Source organism: Rhizobium sp. BR 317 (assembly GCF_047445835.1).
Taxonomy (GTDB): domain Bacteria; phylum Pseudomonadota; class Alphaproteobacteria; order Rhizobiales; family Rhizobiaceae; genus Rhizobium; species Rhizobium paranaense.
This window is the reverse complement of the sequence record NZ_JARWLB010000005.1, coordinates 315,223-335,133: the sequence shown is the minus strand read 5'-3', so window position 1 is coordinate 335,133 and position 19,911 is coordinate 315,223. Positions and strand designations below refer to the sequence as shown.

Sequence of the window (19,911 nt, the reverse complement as noted above, 5' to 3'; positions counted from 1 at the left end):
TTGGCGGCCGGTGTCGGCGCCAGTGCTGCAGACGTGCGGGAGGAGTTCATCGTGGATACGCGCCCCATTTTGAAAACGGAACGCCGCCCGGTCAGTCGTCCAAGCACATCCCGATTCATTGAATTTCGATTTATATCACAAGATTACACAAAGCGAGCAGAGCAAAACGATGAGGTGTTGTGACAGATGCATTTGCTGCAACCGTCACGCTTCGCGAATGATCGCCGAGGTTCGCTCGGCGCCGGTAAGGTCAATATCAGGGTTCGACGGCTTCGGCCGCGACAGCGCTATTTCCACCGCGTTGGCGAGCTGATCCGTCGTCAACCCTGCTTCCGGCAAGGCTAGCGCCAGTCCGAGTTTCTCCAGCCGCTCGGCACGCACAGACTGCTCCGTCTCGCCTCCGGCCGTGAACGGAACCAGGATCGAGCGGCAGCCGGTGACAAGGAGATCGCCGACCGTGTTATAGCCCGCCTGCGAGATCGACAGTTCCGCCCCCCGCAGCAAGGACGGAAAATCCTTGCGGAAACGGACGACGTTGACATTGCCGGGTGCATCCTTTGTCAATGCAGCGAAATCCGGCTCCGGCAGGTTCGGCCCAGTGACCAACAGCCAGCGACGGTCGACCGCCCCTCGGCTTGCCGCCTCCAGCGAGGCGCGGATCAGATCGCGACCGACGGCACCACCACCGGCGGAAACCATGATGTCGAAGATTTCGGCCGGTTCGGGCGGCAGCGGTGGTGCAACCAGACCGGTATAGGTGATCTTGTCGGATATGGCCGAGGTGAGGGGAAATGTCTCCTCCAATCGAACGAAATTGGGATCGCCATGGACGAGAACGCCGTCGAAATGATCACGCAGCAGCGCAACCGTCTCTTCGTCGCGCCCCGGCTTCCTCTGCTGCTGCAGGATATCGCGCACGGAGGTGTAGAGCTTCGGCCTTGGGTTGGCTCCGGCGATGGCATCGAGCAGCGGCAGGAGTTCGAAGCGCATTTGACGGCGGCCGAAGGGAAATGCCTCGATGATGACGACATCGGGCGCCGCCGTCCGGAAAGCATCCAGCAGCCGGTCGCGGCGCGCGGCCAGAAACTCCTCGCCGACGGCGTTTCCCGACTGATCGGCAAGTCCCGAAAAGCCGGCGCTGCTGGCGACAACCGGCGGCAGGGTGACGGAGGTGACATCCAGGCCCGGAAAGCCGTTTACCAGCACACCGCCGGTGACGACCGTTACCTGGCAACCATCCTTCGCCAAGGCGCTGGCAATGCGGCTGGCACGAGCAAGATGGCCGATGCCGAGCAAATGCTGAACATAGAAAAAAACACGGGGGGACGAAGTAGGGAAAGATGAATTGCGGAGGGGCGTCATGCGGATTTGCGCCATTGCTCTTCTTTTTGCCACTGTTCCTCGAACAGCCGCGTCAATTGCCAAATGCTGGAATGATGATCGAAATGCTCGCGCACTCGTTTTTCGGCAGCGTCTCCAAGCCGATGGCGCAGCGCCGGGTTGCGGATCGCCCGTTCCATCGCCGCCGCCAGCGCCTTCGGGTCCTCCGGCKGCACGAGGAAGCCGTTTTCGCCATCGGTCAGCAGCTCCGGCACGCCGGAAATATTGGTGGAGAGGCAGGTGAGGCGCTGGCTGGAAGCCTCGACCAGCACATTCGGCAGACCGTCGCGGTCGCCATCCGCCGCCACACGGCAGGCAAGGGTGAAGAGATCCGCCTGGCGATAACGCGCCAGCACATCTTCCTGCGCCATCGCGCCTTTCCAGGTGATGCGGTCGGCAATGCCGAGCGTCTCGGCAAGCGCCTTCAGCTTCGCCAGCCCATCGCCGCCGCCGATATGGGTAAAGCGCCAATGGAGATCGACGGGCAGCAGCGCCAATGCTCTCAGCAGCACGTCGTAACCCTTCTTCTCCACCGCACGCCCGACGCTGAGCAGCAGCGCTGGATCGGATGCCTGTGCGCCATCACGATCGGAATGATGGCCTGTAAAGGGCGCGAAACGTGCGAGATCGAGGCCGTGATAGCTGAGGTGCACATTCTCGGGCACCGCCGTCAGATCTCGCATATGCTCGAAGCCGCTACGCGTGCACGTCACCGTCCAGCGGGCGCGTTCGAGCTTTTCCGAAAGCTCCCAATCCGGCGAGGTCCAGATATCCTTGGCATGCGCCGAGCACGTCCAGGGAATGCCGGTCATGATGCTGGCATAGGCTGTCACCGAGGCCGGCGTATGGATGAAATGCGCGTGCAGCCACTCGCCATTGTCCGGCCATTCATGCGCCAGCACCAGCGCCTGGCCGAAACGCCGGACGCGATTCGGCGTAATGTCGCGCTTGAGATCGGCCCAGAACTGCCGGAGCAGCGGCTTGAAGCCGGGTTTCCTGATCCCGGCTAGGAAGGCACGCAGCACGCGCAGCGGCTCGTTGTACAGATATTCCGGCAGATAGACGACCCGGGCCTTGATCTCGTCATGGACGGGATGGCGCTTCTTGTCCGTCGGCTTGCGCATCGAGATCAGCGTCAGGTCGAAGCCGGCCCTTTCCAGGCCAAGCAACTCCTGCGCGATGAAAGTCTCGGACAGGCGGGGATAGCCCTTGAGCACCACCAGGATTTTTTTTCGCATCGATCGGTTCCGATGCTCTATTCGGCGACGATCGACAGCGGCGGATAATGGTCGCGGTCGTCAAACCAATCGCCGACAATGCGGGAAATATGCACCAACCCTTCCAGCCGCATGTTCTCGCCGCTCGCCGATGGTGGTGCGCGCGTCGGCAGGCGCTTCAGCGCAGCCGCAAGCAGTTTCGGATCGGCGGATTCCTCCGGCAGCAGCATGTCGACAAGGCCGAGCTCGCTTGCCCTTTGGGCGCGGATTAACTGTTCCTCGCGTGGGCGCGTGCGCGGAATGATCAGCGCCGGCTTGTCGAAGGACAGAATCTCGCAATAGGTGTTGTAGCCACCCATGGCGACAACGCCCTTGGCACCGGCGATCAGCTCTTCCATCTTGTTGTCGAATTCTATTACCTGCAGACAGGCAATCTTATTTGCGCGTTCGATCAGGTGGTTGCGTTCCTTGACCGGCATATACGGGCCGAGCACGATCAACGTTTTGTGTTGAAGCGTATCGTCCTGCTCGAAAGCGCCGACGACATCGCTGACGAGATCGGCGCCGTCGCCGCCGCCACCGGTCGTGACCAAAATGTAATCCTCGTCGGGCACATGTTCCGACTTCGTGCCCAGAGTGGATACACTGCGCTGCAGGAAGCCGACGAACTCCATCTTCCGGCGTACGCCGGGCGGCGCATCGAGACCGACAAGGGGATCATGGAAATCCGGTGGGCCGTAGACCCAGACACGATCGTAAAACTGATCGATCTTCTGCAGCACGTTGTTCTTCTTCCACTCCGCTTCCAGCAGGTGCGGCGCGTCCATGACATCGCGCATGCCGAGCACGAGCGTGGTGCCGCGCGCCTTCAGATACTGCAGCGTCTCCTCGACCTCGCCCTTCAGACCCATCGGCTCCTTGTCGACGATGAAGATGTCGGGCTGAAAGGTCTCCGCCGTGTGACGGATGATCGACTGGCGCATCTTCAGGGTTTCCTGAAGATCAACGTGGCTTGCCATCGACGTGTATTCGCCATCGCGCAGCTTGATGACGCTCGGCACCTTCACAAAATCGACTCGGGCTCGATAATCGAAAGCACCGGCAATCGTCGCGCCGGAAATGATCAGGACGGTCAACCCTCGATAGTCCTCGACGAGCGCATGCGCGATCGTTCGGCACCGCCTAAGCTCGACTTTGTGCATTATGCGGCGAAGCAAAGCGCCTGCGCCATACGGACAAGTCGCCCTGGCGGTATTTTATGCATTTCCAGGTTTGACGGTGAGTGTCGATAAAGATCGTCGCTCCACAAAACGAGACGCACAGCGCCAATCGCATCTGTGAATGTCAGATCGGTTTTCCTGTACCATGCGGCGGCGTAAGGGCGCGTGCTTTGGCTGAGAACATCTCCCGCCCACAGCGTCACGAGACTATAGAGGGCCAGGAGCGAAGGTGTTGTGCGGATGATGGCGTTGCCATTCCACTGGCGCTGGGTCTCCACACCGAGATGGGCGCGTGTTTCGGCGAACGTCACTTCGATCTGCCAGCGCCGAACGAAATAGGCGATGATCTGGGTCGGCTCGAGCTCGGTATTGGTGCTCATAAACGCCTGCGGTTCGCGGCGGCCGGTCGGGTCTCGAACCAGGACCCAGCGAATTGGCCTTGGTGGGGTTCCCCGCCGATACCACAAGCCAGTGCCTGTCGTGATATCAAGGTGTTTATCGGTTTGTCTGCCATACCAGGTTGACGCGATGACGCGTTGCCAGACGGTCTTGGGATTGTTGAGGACCGCCTTGAGCTTGGGCAAGGGCATGCCTTTTTGTGCGGGCCGCCCGAGCGTATGTTCGTGTCGCGGATCTGGCGGGGTGAACAGACTGGCGTCGAGACGCAGGCGTGTGATGAGGGTGGCTCTGCCTGGTAGCGCTGCAGCCAATGTGTGGACAGCAAAACTGCTGTCGCCAACAAAGATGAGATCGCGTCCAGGCAGCCAGCGGCAAAGCTGCATCACGCCCTGTCTTGCCCAATCCGTCAGCAGTTTGTGCCTTCGTCCCCTCTTTTTGTCGTAGCGCTCTGAGGGGCATAAAAGCGTTAAGACTGGTAGGGCCTTGATGCATTTGGCCCATGGGACCGGGGCAAGAACCATGAAGCTCAACCAGCGCAAGCCGCTGGCTTTGACGAAGTGACCGTGACTGGAGCGCACTGGATCGCGATAAATGCCACGCGCGGCAATCTTTGGTCCCCATCGGCGTTCGATGGTGTCATCCATACCGATCACAATGGGACCATCGGGTACGAGGCTGGCGACAACGACCGATAACAGCCGCGAAGCCAACGTACGCGGGTTCCAACGCGCGCGATTGAGGAGCTGATGGTAGAGGGAAAAATTGCCAGCCTCGGCGCGGCCGGTGATCCGCAAACAGGACGTCACTGTTCGTTTGCCTGGAGACAGGATCGCACCCATCACCAGGACCAGGAGATGCTCCCAGCTGGGTGCCGTGAACCAGGGACGAAACGACGACAGCCACTGGCGAAGGATTTGCGGAACAGGATCACCCGACCCGACGCAGTTCTCATTATGATCGGTCATCCACCGGTTCGAATCCGGTCACGCGAAACAGGCAAGTCAGAGAGACTGCGGCGAATTGATTCACCCCGCTCAAATTGCCTCAAAATGAGAGTGCCGCGCGCGCCACGCTGCCAGTACGCGGAAGATCAGCGCCGCCGCTACAAACCCGAAACTCCAAAGAGATTTTGTACAAAGTCAAGCTAAGGTGACCGAGACCGAATGTGTCATGGCTATACATGAGGATTCGAGCATCTTCTAAGCGCCGCTTCATGGGCAAAACCTCAGGAATGAAAGTCATTTTCGCGGTTGGTCAAACGACGTCCGCGGCCGCTCTTCGAATTGCAATCCATTTCTTGGCCACGCTTTTCGCTATTTGTAGGGATCGGCTGCGTCGCGCAAGCCGTCTCCTAAAAAGTTGAACGCCAGAATGACCAAAATCACCGGGACCATCGGAAAGAGTAGCCACGGATAAAATGCAATGACGCTGACGTCTCTCGCTTCGGTGAGCAGGATACCCCAGCTAGTGATCGGTGGGCGAAGACCGAGACCCAGGAAGCTCAGCGCAGTTTCGCCGAGGATCATGCTGGGAATCGAAATCGTCGCCGTCGCGATCAGATGCGACATGAATCCAGGTACAAGATGACGTCCGATAATACGCGGAGAACTTGCACCCATCAATTGCGCAGCAAGTACATAGTCCTCTTCGCGCAAAGACAAGAGCTTGGAGCGAACGGCGCGCGCCAATCCGGTCCAATCGAGAATGCCGAGGATGATGGTAATACCGAAATAGATGATGATGGGGCTCCAGGTCACCGGCATGATCGCCGCGAGCGCCATCCACAGCGGCAGGCTCGGCAACGATTGCAGCACTTCGATGACCCGCTGGACGAGAAGGTCGAAGATGCCACCATGATATCCCGCCAGCCCGCCGATGACTATCCCCAGCACGAAGCTGATGGCGATGCCGACCAGCCCGATCGTCAGGGAGATGCGCGCGCCATAGATGATACGGGACAATACGTCACGCCCCAGCCGGTCGGTACCGAGCAGGTACATCTGGCCGCCGACAGCGGGGCAGACCAAATGGATATTCGCATCCACCAAGCCCCAGAACCGATAGCCATCACCACGACAGAAAAAGCGGATCGGCTGCACGTCGTCCTTTTTGTCGGTATAGATCCGCCGCAGCGTATCGATGTCGAGCGTCATCTTGCGGCCATAGACGAAGGGGCCGACGAATTCACCGTTATTGAAGAAGTGAACCCGCTGCGGCGGTGCATGGATAAAATCGACATTGCGGGTGTGCAGGCCATAGGGGGCCAGGAATTCAACAATCAAGATCATGCTGTAGAGCAGCAGCAGGAAGATGCCGGAGGCGAGAGCAAGCCGGTGCCGCTTGAATTTCCACCACATCAACCGCTTCTGCGAGGCCTTGTAGAAGCGGGCCTGACCGGCCGACATCGCTTCGAACTGATCCGGATCGAAGTCGGCAGTTGAAACATAGTGTTCTAGGGGTGCGCCCGGGCGCGGCAGGGGTGCGTTCACTTTGTGCTCCTGCCTTGCAAGCGGATACGCGGATCGAGGAAGCCAAGGGCTATGTCGGAAATCAACACGCCGATAACGTTGAGGAAAGCGAGGAACATCAGGAACGAGCCGGCGAGATACATATCCTGGCTCTGCAGCGCCTTGATCAGCATCGGCCCGGTTGTCTCCAGAGACAGCACGATGGCGGTGATCTCGGCGCCGGAAATGATCGATGGCAGGATCGAGCCGATATCGGCGACGAAGAAATTGAGCGCCATGCGCAGCGGATATTTTACCAGCGCTCTGAGCGGATGCAGTCCCTTGGCGCGGGCGGTGACGACATATTGCTTCTGCATCTCGTCGAGCAGGTTGGCGCGCAGGCGGCGGATCATGCCGGCGGTACCGGCGGTGCCGACAATGATGACCGGAATCCATAGGTGCGCTAGGATCGAGCGCGCCTTTGCCCAACTCATAGGCTGCGACAGATATTGCAGATCCATCAGATGGCCGATCGACACACCGAACCAGATATTGGCGAAATGCATCAGGATGAGCGCCAGCATGAAGTTCGGAATGGCGATGCCGAGCAGACCAAGGAAGGTCAGCCCATAATCGCCCCAGCTATATTGATGGGTTGCCGAATAGATGCCGATCGGAAAGGCGATCAGCCAGGTAAGAGCGATMGTGGCCGTCGACACCAGGATGGTCAGCCACAAGCGGTCGCCCACCACATCCGATACCGGCAGTTGATATTCGAAGGAATAGCCGAAATCGCCGTGCAGCATGCCGGCGACCCAATAGACATATTGCAGCGCTATGGGCTTATCGAGGCCGTATTCGTGGCGAAGATCCTGAATCTCCTGCATGTTGGCCGTCTCGCCCTGCGCCCGCAACTCGGCGATCTGGCTTTCGAAAAAATCGCCCGGCGGAAGCTGGATGATGGTGAAGACCAACATCGAGATGACAAGCAGAGTCGGGACCATCACCGCAATGCGCCAAAGAATATATTTAAACACGCGGTTGATCCTCCTTCAGCCAGAAGGTGTCGGGCATATAAACACCGAGATAGCAGGTGGGATCGAAGCCGTAGAGCGCCTTTTCGGGAACATTCTGCAATCGATCAACGTGCACAATCGGCTGCAGCGTGCCGTTGATAAGCCCGATGGAGAAAACCTGATCGGTATAGATCGCCAGCATCTCATGCCATATCTCGGCGCGTTCGAAAGACGAGGTAGATTTGCCCCATTGGTTCACCAACTCGACGAGCCGCACCACTTCCGGCACGTCAGGCGCCGTGCCCTGCGTGCCGCGGGAAAGATAATACATGCCCCAGAGGGGCCATTGCAGTTGGTCGTCCATCGTCGGTGCAAGCTGGCCAGGATTCATGTCCGCCGTCGCCACGCCGTTGTCGAGCCCTAACCAAATCGACATCACGATACGCCCGCCCATGGCGCGGCTGCGCAGGACGTCGCGCTGAGAGGCGCGGGTAAACAAAGCTATGCCGACATTGCGCCAATGGTCGGTAACGAGTTCGAGCACGTCCGTGTCGAGCGTGCCTTCGCCTGCCGTCTCGACCGTGATCTCGGCGCGGCGTCCATCCGGCAGCAGGCGGATACCGTCCTGGTCTCGCTTGTCGAGGCCAGCGGCATCGAGTAGGGCATTGGCCTGATCCGGATCATGAGCGATCCATGCCTTGGCATATTCGGGCCTGAAGAGCGGGCTTTCCGGCAGCATCGTGTCGGCGCTTTCAGTGCCGAGGCCATAGAAAACTGCCATGTTAATCTCGTGGCGGTTGATTGCCAGCGACAGGGCACGGCGCACCCGTACGTCGCGCAATACCTGCCGCCATACCGGATCGGCGCTATTCAGATTCGGCAGCAGCGCCACGCGCGAGCCGCGCGTCGCCTTCCACAGATTGACCTTGAGATGAAAGGACTTCTCCGCGTCCTTGAAGAAAGTATAATTGTCGAAGTTAATGGCCGTCGCCTGAAGGTCGCTGTCGCCGGTGCCGGTTTTATTCGGGATGATCGCCGAGGAGCTGAGATTTAGAATAAAGCGGTCGACATAGGGCAATTGCTTGCCGTTTTCATCGATGCGATGGAAGTAGGGATTACGCTCGAACACGAATTGTTCTGCCGGCGGTGCGGTCGTGTTGTGCCAGGGGTCCAGCACCGGCAGCTMCGGATTCTCCTGGCGATAAACACGAGCCATCTTGATGTGCAGGTCGGCGACTTTCTTGACGCGATATTGCTTCATCAGCGCGGAAAGGCGGATCTCGTCCTGATATTTCGGATGAAACTGCCGGAGATAATGGCTGGGGCCGACTATCGTCAGGGCCTGCGGGGCGGCAAGGTTCGGCAGGAAAAAGGGATTAGGCTGATCCCAGCTATAGCGCACGGTCAGCGGATCGATGACTTCGAAGCGCGGCAGGTCCCCGTGCGGACGTAGCTCCAGCGCGCCACCCCCCGGCGTCAATGTCTTGTTGAGAATKACGTCTTCCCACCAGTAACGGAAGTCCTCGGAGGTAAACGGCTTCCCATCCGACCACTTATGGCCGTCGCGCAGCTTGAAGGTGAAGACGGTATCATTCTCCACCTCGAAGGATTCCAGAATATCCGGCTGCAATGTCAGCGTCTGATCATAGCCGACGAGACGGGCATAACCATAGACGTTCATGAGACGCAGGTCGTTCTGGCTGCCGATGAGCGTGCGTAGCGAACCACCGTAACGGCCAGGCTCACGTCCGAGCGCGGCGAGATTGATGATGCGCGGATTTTTCGGCAAGCGCTGCGCGAGCGGTGGCATCTGGCCGGAACGCAGCCAGTCGTGCAGGAAATCCGGTTCGTTGTCGGCATCCGCCGCAATCGCCGGCAGCGGCAGCACGGTGGAGGCGAGAAGGCCGAGAAAAGTGCGACGATCGATCACGAGCGCAACTCCTTCACATCGGCGCCGCGGCGGGCATGGACGAAATGACCGCCACCAAGATCGGCGTAGGCGAAATCTCCGCCTTCATCCGCCGCGAATTGCGGTCCCCAGCTTTGTTTGGCGGCCGGGCCCTCGGCATTCAAGGTAGAGAAATCAAGCGGCCGGTCGAGATCGGGGAAGGGGACTGCCGCGAGCAGCGAGCGGGTATAGGGATGGACGGGATCGCGCAGGATGATCTCGCGCGGCGCGATTTCGACGATGCGGCCACGAGCCATGACGGCGATGCGGTCGGCCATATAGTCGACGACGGCGAGATTGTGCGAGATGAAAAGATAAGTAAGGCCAAGTTCCTTTTGCAAATCCTTGAGAAGGTTAAGGATCTGCGCCTGCACGGAGACGTCGAGCGCCGAGACGGGCTCATCGAGAATCAGCAGCTTCGGCCCAAGCGCCAAAGCGCGAGCGATGCCGATGCGCTGGCGCTGACCGCCGGAAAAGCTGTGGGGATAGCGGCTCAGATAGTGCTGGTCGAGGCCGATGGCCTGCATCAGCCCTTTGACCTTCTCCTTGCGCTCGCTGCTGTCGCCGTGCTCGTGGATTTCAAGGGGTTCGCTCAGGATATTGCGGATCGTCATGCGCGGCGACAAGGATGAAACCGGGTCCTGGAACACCATCTGGATCTTGGTCCGGAGCTCCATGAGTTCGTCGCCCTTGACGGCCAGCACATCGATCTTGCCGTCACGGTCCTCGAATGTCACCGAGCCGCTATCCGCCCTGATGGCGCGCATCAAAATTTTGCTGACCGTCGTCTTTCCGCACCCGCTTTCTCCGACGAGGCCCAGACATTCGCCGCGGCGGATGTCGAAGCTGACGTCATCGACGGCGCGGAACTTCGTACCCGCCTTCCGCCCGAACAGCCCGGTGCCTTTCGATGTATAGGTCTTGGTAAGATTGCGCACCGTGAGCAGCACCGGCGGCGGAGCGTTGCCATCGGTTTTGGCCAATTTCTTCTTGCCCGAGAACGTGCTGAGATTGACCGGCACGTCGCGCAGCGATTTCAGCCGTTCGCCGGGTTTCATATCGAAATGGGGCACCGCAGACATCAATGCCTTGAGATAGCGATGCTGCGGCTGGCGGAAGATCGCATCGACCGGTCCGGCCTCCATGATCTCGCCGTGATAGATGACCACGACCTCGTCGGCCATATTGGCGACGACGCCGAGATCATGGGTGATCAGCAGCATGGCCATGTTGAATTTCTGCTGCAGATTGCGCAGCAGGCCGAGAATCTGCGCCTGGATCGTGACGTCCAATGCCGTGGTCGGCTCGTCGGCAATGAGCAGCGCCGGATTGCAGATCAGCGCCATGGCGATCATCGCGCGCTGGCGCATGCCGCCGGACAGTTCGAATGGGTACATATCGAAGGTGCGGTGCGGATTCTGAAACCCGACGAGGCCCAGCATCTCCTCGGTCTTCTCACGCTGCTCGGTTCGGCTGATGCCCGGATTGTGGATGCGAAGCGCCTCGCTAATCTGATTGCCGATCCTGTGCAGCGGCGAGAGCGAGGTCATCGGCTCCTGAAAAATTTTGGCCATGCGCGCGCCGCGAAGCTGGCGCATCTCCAAGCTGTCGCGCGGCAACTGGAGAACGTCCGTTGTCTCACCGTTCAGCGGATCGGTAAAAAGAATGCGGCCGGTCGCCTTGGCTGGCGTGGGCAGAATGCCCATGATCGACTGGCTGATGATCGATTTGCCCGAACCGGACTCGCCAACCAGCGCCGTTACCTTGCCGGGAAGCACCCGGAGATTGGCGTTCTTCACCACACGTAGCTTGTCGCCGTAAATCGAGAACGAGACGTCCAGGTTCTCGATACGCAATAAATCAGTCCCAGACGCCATACTGATGTAGTTCCTGCTTGCACGACCTTTATGGCCCCATATGGCACACTAACGTAGGCCATAACGGGTGTCCAGTTAGACAAAGGAAGGCCACAACCATTAAAAAAACTGTCGCTTTTCCAGTGATCTATCGGCGGATGCTCAACTGTGGGTTCTTGGGCGTCACTGCACGAACTTCTCGACCTGCGGATGGTTCTCCAACTTCTTGGCATCGCGATGCAGGAGGATGACCTGTTCTGCCTCCGACAGACCGTCGGCGGCCGCATCATAAAAGACTTCCGTTGTCCCATTGGTCCCGGCTATGGCCTTCGGATGCACGACCGTGAAGCGCTGGCGGACGCCGCGCAGCCTCTCTTCGCCAAGCGTGACCCACTCGCCGCCCGTATAGCCGGCAAAGGCCTGGCTCGCGATGACTTCCTTCGAATATTTCTTCGTGAGGGATTGCAGCCGCTGCACTTCGTTGACKGCAGCCCCGAAGGCGGAGAAGGTCAAACGATCCTTCAGTCCGACATTGCCGAACATGACGTTTCCAACATGCAGGCCGATGCCATAACGAACTTCGCTCATGCCACGCGCCTTGCGATCCTTGTTGAGCGCGGAAACGCGGCCCTGGGCGTGGAAAACGGCTGACAGCGCCGCCTCGCAAGCGACTTTGGAGGGGTCCTTGTGCCGGCCGCAGGGATAGACGGCAAGGAAGCCGTCGCCAAGGAAACTCAAGATCTCGCCGCCATTGCGGTTGAATGGCGCCGCGATGGCGTCGAAGAACTCGTTCAGCGTATCGATATAGGCTTGGCGGCCTTCTTTCTCGGCATAAAGGGTCGACTGCCGCATGTCGCCCATGACGAGCGCGGCGCGGATCGTCTCGCCATCACCGCGGCGGATTTGCCCGTTCAGCACGCGCTTACCAGCATCGCCGCCCAGATAGGTGGTGAGCATGTTGTTGGCGAGCCTGCCGAGCACTGCCATCTTGGCGGCCATGGCAAGATGGTTCTGCATGCGCATCAGCGCGCCGATCATCTCCTCGCTGAAGCCGTTGGTGCTGTCGGTCGACCAGGAGCCCATCATTCCTTGCGCGGAACCGGCGCCGAAGGTCTGCACGAAGGCGATATAGTCGGTGATCTTCTCCTTGCGCAGGTCCTCGAAGACGGGAAACTCCAACGGCCCGTCAACATCGACACGGCGGCGCAAGTGCAGGAGATTGTTGGAGAGCAGATAATAATAGGGGCTCTGCACGAAGCGCTCCGGCTTGTCGTTCACGTGCCGATAGCCTTCGATCGTCAACCCTCCGGCGCGGCGCCAGGTGAAGCCGAGGGCGTCATAGAGCGGATGCAGCATCGAAAAGGTCAGATGCACGCGGGCAATCGGCAGGCCGGAAGCGGCGATGCGTTCGCAGAAACCGCGAACGATGCTTTCGAGATTTTCGCCTGTCAGTGCCGACTGGGTCAGCCATTCGGCGACCTTGTCGAGAAAAATATCGGAAACACTTGAGTGAACGGTCATCATTCCTGCGGCCTATCCTTGCAATCCCAAATGCTCCTCCGCGACGGCGCGCCGTCTACCAAATGATGTGGGCGCGGCGATAAGGTCGTGTCCAAGCATTTTTGGCACGGTCGGATGAGCGAACCATGCAGCAGGCGACGGCACATTTTCCCAGAAGGTTTGAGCAGCGCCGGCGCGTTGAAAGATCTTGCTGCGCCTCCTACGCGTCCTGGCGGACAGACAGCACAACAAAAAAGGGCCGCCAGAATTGCCGGCTCTCGTTTTGTTCTTGTTTAGATAAGCCTGTCATGCCGCTGAAACAATGGCCAAAAACGATGCGGTTCAAGAAATTTCGCCAAAGAGAATAAACGTCAGGGTGTACCGGGCGACGCCAAGGACGTATCCAATGTAGACGAAACGGCAGCACGCAACTTCTCCCGCAACGCCATTGCCGCCATTGCATAACCGCCGCTTGCTCCGTCGATGAAGTGCATATGGTCGCGCATCAGCGGCGTCGGCACGAAGCAGGTCATCAGCGCGCTTTGCTGCCGATGCAGGCCATAACGGCAGATGCCCGCGGCTTCGGCCTCGCGCAGCCGGGCTTCGATGCGGGAAAGATGCGCAGCGTCCACATCGATGGTCATCTTCAAGCCGTCATCGAATTTGCGAAAATCGGAATTTGCAGCGAGGTCACGCCGGTAGATCTTGGCATCGAAGGTTGCCGCGCGAATGCCGAACTTGTCGAGGATGTAGATGACAACGATCTGCGCAGCGATCGAAAGCTTCCGCAGCCAGCGATTGGCAACGGACGCGGTTGCCCGCGCTTCCATCTCGGCGCCCTCGAAGGCAAGCGCCGGTGTCGGGCCCTCGACCGGCACAGGGTGGCCGCCGCGGTTCTGCTCCATGGAGATGGCGATGATATCGGCAACGAGGCGTTGGAACTCGGGGCCGTTACCGGCGGCATCGGGAACGGCAATGATCGAGACGATCTCGCCATTATGCGCGTCGATCGGATTCCAGCGGCAGGAAAGACCGGTCAGATCAGGCCGTGTCTCTTGCGGCGCCGCTTCGACAGCAAAACGTCCCGCCTTCATCTGCTTTTCCGCCCAGCTCGCGCCGCCGCCGGAAAACATAGCATAGGAGACGAAATCGCTGGGGCTGAAACGGGCAACCCGCACATCCAGCCCCTCCGCCCGGACGTCCGCCATCGGTACCAGCGCGGTACGCAGGTTGAGTTCCAACTCTTCGGTGACCCAGGTCCGCACCGCCGCAAGGGCGTGTCGGACGCGATCCTCACCGGAGGGAGGGATGGCCACCAGAGCGCCATCGCCGCCGAAGACGAAGGGATAGTCGCCATTATCCAGCGCGTTGAGCACCGCTGAAATCACGCTGGCGCCGGCCATGTTGACGGATTTGTAGTGGCCCGATGCGATCGCCTTTGTCGAGCTGACGATATCGGCCACCGCCAGGAGCCAATCATTAGGAAGGGGCTGATAGTTGTTGCTGTCGGTGACGCCCTCGAAATCGGTGAAAACCGGCAAAGAACGGAAGAAATCGTCGTTCGATAGATCAGTCATGATCATCCCCCCAAGGCGTGCGACGCGACACCTCTACAACAACTGCACCGAAAAACCAGCAGGCGGTCGACGCGGTATCATCCGCCATGCTACTCCGACTGCGCGAGAGACACCACGACGCCAAGGAATATACGAATGAGCCGCCTGGATAGTTTCATCCGCCGCCTGACCGCACAGCGAGACATTCTCAATGCCATCGCCGACGAGATCAAAGCGCTCGACGGCCCCGTATTGGAACTTGGGCTCGGCAATGGCCGCACTTTCGATCATCTGCGCGAACTTTTTCCGGACCGCCGCGTCGTCGCCTTCGACCGGGCTGCAAATGCCTATGGCTCCTCGATGCCGGAGGACGGCAATCTCGTCCTCGGCGAAATCAAGGACACCGCCAGAGATTTCATCGGCATCGGCGCGTCGCTCGCCCATGCCGATATCGGTACCGGTTATGAAGAAAAGGATGCCGTCACGCTGACCTGGCTGCCCGAAATCATGGCTGGCGTTCTTGCCTCGCGCGGCCTCGCCGTCAGCGGCCTGCCGCTTGAGCATCCCGATCTTGAAGAGTTGTCCTTACCATCGGGCGTGAAAGACGGGCGCTATTTCATCTATCGGCGCAGATAGCCGTCAGCGCAAAAACAACACGTTGAACTGGTCGCCCTCAACCGGCAGATCGGTAACCTTCATCGCTATGGTGCGGTCTTCGAAAAAGACCAGACATTCGACGTAGTAGCCGGCGAGGTCGGCGATGAAGGTGACCGCCTGATCCTTGCCATAAAAGGCCGGCGTAAATTCCATGTAGAGCGGCACCTTGCGAGCCGTCAGCGCCTGCATCGACCTGACGGCCACCGGCTCGTAGCCCTCGATATCCATCCAGATCAGCCCGATATCGGCGGTCTTGACGCCGGCATCAACGAGAATATCGGCGACGGGACGGACGGGTACCGAAATCTTTTCATCGTTTTCGCTTTKGCGAAAGGCGCTGCTTTTGCCATGGTTCTTATGGTTCAGATAGAAATCGAGCTGTCCCTCGCGATCGCCAGCGGCGCAATTGATCGCCGTCACCTTATCTCGCATCCCATTGTCGGCGATATTGATCGACAGGAGCCGGAAATTACGCGGATCAGGCTCGACGGTAACGATATGGCGGTAGGCGCCGCTCAGGGCGAAATAGCAGGTCTGCGTGCCGATATTGCCGCCGAGTTCAAGTAGGACGGTGCCCTTTCGCAACAGGCCGCGCTCGCGCAGAACCGTCAGAAGCCGGTCGACATGATCGCGCTCGAAATGGCCTTTGCGAAACACTTTGCGGCCGATGTAGTCGGTGGGCGAAAAGCTCAGGACATGATCGCCGCAATCCACCGTCATGGTCTTGACGCGCGGGCCGATGGCACTGATCAGGATGTCGCGGCCGAGGCGGGTATCGAACAGGCGCGTGGCGATACGATCCCTGATCTTGCGAAGGGCGCGTCTCCAGAATTTCGCGGTCAGGATCTTGTGGTCAGACATCGCGCCATCCCTACACCAGAACATGATGCTTTCAAATGGAACCGCTGAAGGAATGTTCTGGATTCAAGGAATTAGCGCGCGACGCTCAGGCAAAGCGACCGATCTCTTCCTTCGGAACGATATAGACGCGCAAAGGCTCGCCGCGGCCGCGAACGGCGATCTCACGGCTTTCGATATTGGCGATATCGACGCCGGAAAGGCTTGCCACGGGCTCGGAGAAGACCAGCGCGCGGTTGAATTCCTTGGCGACGCTTTCCAGGCGGCTTGCCACGTTCACGGTATCGCCGATCGCCGTCACGTTCTTGACGTTGCCGTAGCCCATCGAGCCGACCACGGCTAAGCCGGTATGCAGACCGACGACGATTTCGAGCGGGACCGATAGCTCATCCGCCAGCTCTTCGCCAAGTTTGTCGATTTCCCTGATGATCTCGGCCGCCGCTTTCAGCGCCTGCCGGTTGGCTTCCTGCGGCGTGGTGCGCAGGCCGAACAAGGCCATGGCGCCGTCGCCGATGAACTTGTCCATCCGGCCGCCATTGCTCTCGATGATGCGCCCGACGATCGCGAAATAACGGTTGAGCAGGAAKACGATATCGAAAGGTAGGCGCGATTCGGTCAGCGTCGTGAAATGACGCAGATCGCAGAAAAAGACGACGATCTCACGCTCGCGACCGGGGCTTGCCGTCTGGCTGTAGACAGGAATGGTCGATTCCGCCATCGGCGTCAGCAGCGGCACGACGCTGACGTTTCCTGTCGGGCGTAACTGGCAGGCGAGGCGGACGTCCGGTGTGGCGCCGATGCGGTTCAGCGTCTTCTGTTCCAGCGCCTCCGGCGGCGGCAGATTGTCCGCGCCTTCGATGATCTGGACGCGGCAGGTGGAACACTGGCCCTTGCCGCCGCAGACAGAATAATGCGGAATGCCGCCAAGGCGGCTCGCTTCGAGCACGGTGAAGCCGCGGGGCGCATGCACGACTTCGCCGCTGGGATAGCGGATCGTGACCTGATGCTGCCGTTCGCGCAGCCTGCGATGGGTGCGGAAGGCGAAAAGGCCGATGATCGATGCGCTGAAAGCACCGTAGAAGCCGGCGCGATAGGGCCATAAGGCGCTGACCACCTGCCGGCCAGGTACGGATCCGCTTTCGCCATAGCTACGCATGTCGCTGTAATAGCCGCCCCTGAAACCGCGCTCGTCATTCTGCGCCGCCTCATGCGAGACCGTTCGGCCCATGGCGGCGAAACCGAGCAGGGCGAGCACGGGCAGCACGATGGCGAAAGACAGCATGAGGGGCGCAATGGCCGTATACCACGAGCGATAGCGCAGCCAGAAATGAATACCGATGCAGCCATGAATCCAGACGACGATCAGCACGATCGTCTGGCGTACACCGTTCGCCGGCGACGTGATCCACAGACTATGGACGATGGCGCGGTAGCTATCATTATAGCCATAGATATCGTGCAGAATGCGCGTGCCGATGATGTGATCGATCAAGAGAACCGGAACCAGTAAACCGGTGACGATCTGGAAGGCCTCGCCGGCCGGCATGACCAGGGTGCGGCGCTTGTAAAGCATGCGCAGGACGAGCAGGATATGAACGATCAGCGCGCCGTAGAGAAGGACGGTGCCAACCGGATTGCGCCAGACGGCCATGAACCAGTGCTGCGCGTGATCGGCGGCACTCAGCGAAATCAATCCGAGGGAATGATTGGCCAGGTGCATGATCACGAAGACGAAGATGACCAAACCGGAGCCGAGGCGGAACTTTCGCGCAAGACGATCGGAGATGATGGGTTTTCGCGCCTCGGTGGTCATCAAATCCAATTTATATTGCCCGTTCACAAAAGAACGGAAAGCGGTTATCGCCTAATGATCTAGCTACAATACCACATACTGTCGAGGATGCGGCTTTTTCAGCGGAAGCCTTATTGTCAAGCAACCTGTCGGAATTCGGGCATTTACCGTACATTTCCGGGCCAAACTATCACTTTATTGTCAACTATTCGTGCGTGCCATGCAGATCGCCTTCTATGCCCCATTGAAATCGCCCAATCATCCGGTGCCGTCGGGCGACCGGCTGATGGCACGCTTGATCATTGCGGCATTGGAGATGGCGGGGCATAAGGTCGAGATCGCCTCCGAGTTGCGCAGTTTCACGCCGACTCCGCAGGATGCCTCGCGTGCCGAGATCGATCGGAAAGCGGCTGACGAGACCGACAGATTGCTGGAGGAATGGCGGACGGAACTGCCGCCGGATCTCTGGTTCACCTATCATCCCTACTATAAGACGCCAGACCTGATCGGCCCGCGCGCCGCAGCGTCACTTGGCATTCCCTACGTGACTGCCGAGGCATCCTACAGCAGGCGGCACGATAGTAGCGGCTGGGGCGAAAACCAGCGCTTGATCGCCGAAGCCGTACGGCAGGCTGCCGTCAATCTCTGTTTTACCGAGCGCGACCGGATCGGGCTTTTGGACGCCGTTCCCGAGGGTCGCTACGAGCGCTTCCTGCCGTTCATCGATACGATGCCCTTTGCACCGCTGGCCGATGAAACCGCACCGCACCGATTGATAACCGTCGCAATGATGCGGCGCGGCGACAAGTTCGACAGCTATGCAATGCTCGCGCAGGCGCTAGAGCTGATCCGGGATCGCGACTGGACGCTGACCGTCGTCGGCGGCGGACCGATGCGAGGGGAGGTGCGGACGCTGTTCTCCGCCTTCGATGCCGATCGCATCACCTGGCTCGGAGAGCGCTCAACGCCGGAGATCGTCAGCGAGCTGCAGGCAGGGGGCATCTATGTCTGGCCGGGCTGCGGTGAGGCTTACGGCCTTGCCTATCTCGAGGCACAGGCCGCCGGCCTGCCCGTCGTGGCGCAGGCAACCGCCGGCGTGCCGGAAGTGGTAAAAAACGATGTCACCGGTTTTCTGACGCCCGAGGGCGATCCGAAAGCCTATGCCGACGCTGTCGCGCGTTTGCTGGACGACGACCGGAAGCGCGGGGCGATGGGCGAGGCGGCCTACCGCTTCGTTCATGAAGAGCGGTCCTTGACCGCTGCCTCGAAACGACTTGAAGCCATCCTGCGGAAGCATTTGGGAGATTCCTATTATGAGCGATAGAGCCGCATGGCAGCCTCTGCGCGGTGAATTGCAGCGTTGGGCCGATGCTGGCCGAAGGGCAAAGCTATGGTTTCGTGACGACGACGCCATCGAGCCAACAGACGTGCTTGACCATCTGCTAGCGCTCTCGGATCGATACGAAGTGCCCATGACATTGGCAGTGATCCCCGCCCCTACCGGCGAGCCGCTCGCGGCGCGGCTGGCGAGCCAGAAAGCGCTGACCGTGACCGTGCATGGCTGGACGCACCACAACTATGCACCGGACGAGACGAAAAAACAGGAACTTGGCCCGCATCGTCCGCAAGCTGTCGTCCTCGATGAACTCCGCCGCGGTTTCGACAAGCTGAAAACGCTCTATCCCAAGCAATTCGCGCCGATGCTGGTGCCGCCATGGAACCGGATCGATAAGGCGCTGCTGCCCGAACTGGCCGCTTTCGGATACCGTGCCGTTTCGGTCTATGGATTGGCAAAGCCGGATCAGCCGATTGCGCTGGTCAACACCCATGTCGATATCATGGATTGGCATGGGACACATGGAGGCCGGCCGCATGGGGAGCTGGTCGGCTACCTGGTGCGGGAACTGCAAAATCGCTTCGATGGCAATGATGAGCCGATCGGCATCCTCACCCATCACCTCGTCCACGATGCCTTGGCGTGGGATTTCATTGCAACGCTGTTCGAAGAGACGGCTGCACACACGGCCATCGACTGGCGCCAAGTCAGCGACTTCATGGGCTAACT

At 59.7% G+C, this 19,911-nt stretch carries 14 protein-coding genes and 1 pseudogene; 3 read left to right on the top strand and 12 right to left on the bottom strand.

Features of this window, described 5'->3' with window-relative positions; all coding sequences use genetic code 11:
• Positions 1–204: 204 nt before the first annotated feature.
• The 10 genes and pseudogenes from QD357_RS10925 to QD357_RS10880 form a co-directional block, all read right to left on the bottom strand.
• On the bottom strand, positions 205–1,377 hold the full coding sequence (locus QD357_RS10925; RefSeq protein ID WP_414124298.1) for a glycosyltransferase family protein: 1,173 nt from the start codon (positions 1,375–1,377) through the stop codon (positions 205–207).
• Complete coding sequence (locus QD357_RS10920; protein WP_414124297.1) at positions 1,359–2,618, bottom strand: glycosyltransferase; 1,260 nt, start codon at positions 2,616–2,618, stop codon at positions 1,359–1,361. Before QD357_RS10920 ends, QD357_RS10925 begins: the two co-directional genes overlap by 19 nt.
• Before the next feature lie 17 nt (positions 2,619–2,635).
• A pseudogene (locus QD357_RS10915) lies at positions 2,636–3,784 on the bottom strand (glycosyltransferase family protein); the annotation flags it as partial.
• A gap of 14 nt (positions 3,785–3,798) precedes the next feature.
• On the bottom strand, positions 3,799–5,181 hold the full coding sequence (locus QD357_RS10910; protein ID WP_004126092.1) for a transposase: 1,383 nt from the start codon (positions 5,179–5,181) through the stop codon (positions 3,799–3,801).
• Between the two features lie 348 nt (positions 5,182–5,529).
• Positions 5,530–6,705: an ABC transporter permease gene (locus QD357_RS10905; protein WP_414124296.1), complete on the bottom strand. Its 1,176-nt coding sequence runs from the start codon at positions 6,703–6,705 to the stop codon at positions 5,530–5,532.
• Entirely contained in the window at positions 6,702–7,700 is a 999-nt protein-coding gene (locus QD357_RS10900) for an ABC transporter permease subunit (protein ID WP_183938153.1), read from the bottom strand. The genes QD357_RS10905 and QD357_RS10900 overlap by 4 nt, the downstream gene beginning before the upstream one ends.
• On the bottom strand, positions 7,693–9,609 hold the full coding sequence (locus QD357_RS10895; RefSeq protein ID WP_414124295.1) for an ABC transporter substrate-binding protein: 1,917 nt from the start codon (positions 9,607–9,609) through the stop codon (positions 7,693–7,695). Before QD357_RS10895 ends, QD357_RS10900 begins: the two co-directional genes overlap by 8 nt.
• A complete protein-coding gene (locus tag QD357_RS10890; RefSeq protein WP_414124294.1) occupies positions 9,606–11,504 on the bottom strand; it encodes an ABC transporter ATP-binding protein in 1,899 nt (632 codons plus the stop codon). Before QD357_RS10890 ends, QD357_RS10895 begins: the two co-directional genes overlap by 4 nt.
• A 162-nt stretch (positions 11,505–11,666) precedes the next feature.
• Positions 11,667–13,007, bottom strand: coding sequence for an adenylate/guanylate cyclase domain-containing protein (locus QD357_RS10885; protein ID WP_414124293.1), 1,341 nt, complete (start codon positions 13,005–13,007; stop codon positions 11,667–11,669).
• 347 nt (positions 13,008–13,354) lie between these two features.
• Positions 13,355–14,560, bottom strand: coding sequence for a DUF3095 domain-containing protein (locus QD357_RS10880; protein ID WP_183938150.1), 1,206 nt, complete (start codon positions 14,558–14,560; stop codon positions 13,355–13,357).
• 135 nt (positions 14,561–14,695) lie between these two features.
• On the opposite strand from QD357_RS10880, the gene QD357_RS10875 reads away from it, so the two are divergent.
• The gene (locus QD357_RS10875) at positions 14,696–15,175 is read left to right on the top strand and encodes a class I SAM-dependent methyltransferase (protein ID WP_414124292.1); all 480 of its coding nucleotides are present in this window, start codon (positions 14,696–14,698) and stop codon (positions 15,173–15,175) included.
• Between the two features lie 3 nt (positions 15,176–15,178).
• On the opposite strand, the gene QD357_RS10870 is transcribed toward QD357_RS10875, so the two are convergent.
• Complete coding sequence (locus QD357_RS10870) at positions 15,179–16,057, bottom strand: FkbM family methyltransferase (RefSeq protein WP_414124291.1); 879 nt, start codon at positions 16,055–16,057, stop codon at positions 15,179–15,181.
• Positions 16,058–16,142: 85 nt separating this feature from the next.
• Complete coding sequence (locus QD357_RS10865; RefSeq protein ID WP_183938306.1) at positions 16,143–17,867, bottom strand: adenylate/guanylate cyclase domain-containing protein; 1,725 nt, start codon at positions 17,865–17,867, stop codon at positions 16,143–16,145.
• Positions 17,868–18,066: 199 nt separating this feature from the next.
• Between QD357_RS10865 and QD357_RS10860 the strand changes: the two genes are divergently transcribed.
• Together QD357_RS10860 and QD357_RS10855 are read left to right on the top strand one after the other, a co-directional pair.
• The gene (locus QD357_RS10860; RefSeq protein WP_183938147.1) at positions 18,067–19,170 is read left to right on the top strand and encodes a glycosyltransferase family 4 protein; all 1,104 of its coding nucleotides are present in this window, start codon (positions 18,067–18,069) and stop codon (positions 19,168–19,170) included.
• A complete protein-coding gene (locus QD357_RS10855) occupies positions 19,160–19,909 on the top strand; it encodes a polysaccharide deacetylase family protein (protein ID WP_183938146.1) in 750 nt (249 codons plus the stop codon). Before QD357_RS10860 ends, QD357_RS10855 begins: the two co-directional genes overlap by 11 nt.
• Positions 19,910–19,911 lie beyond the last annotated feature (2 nt).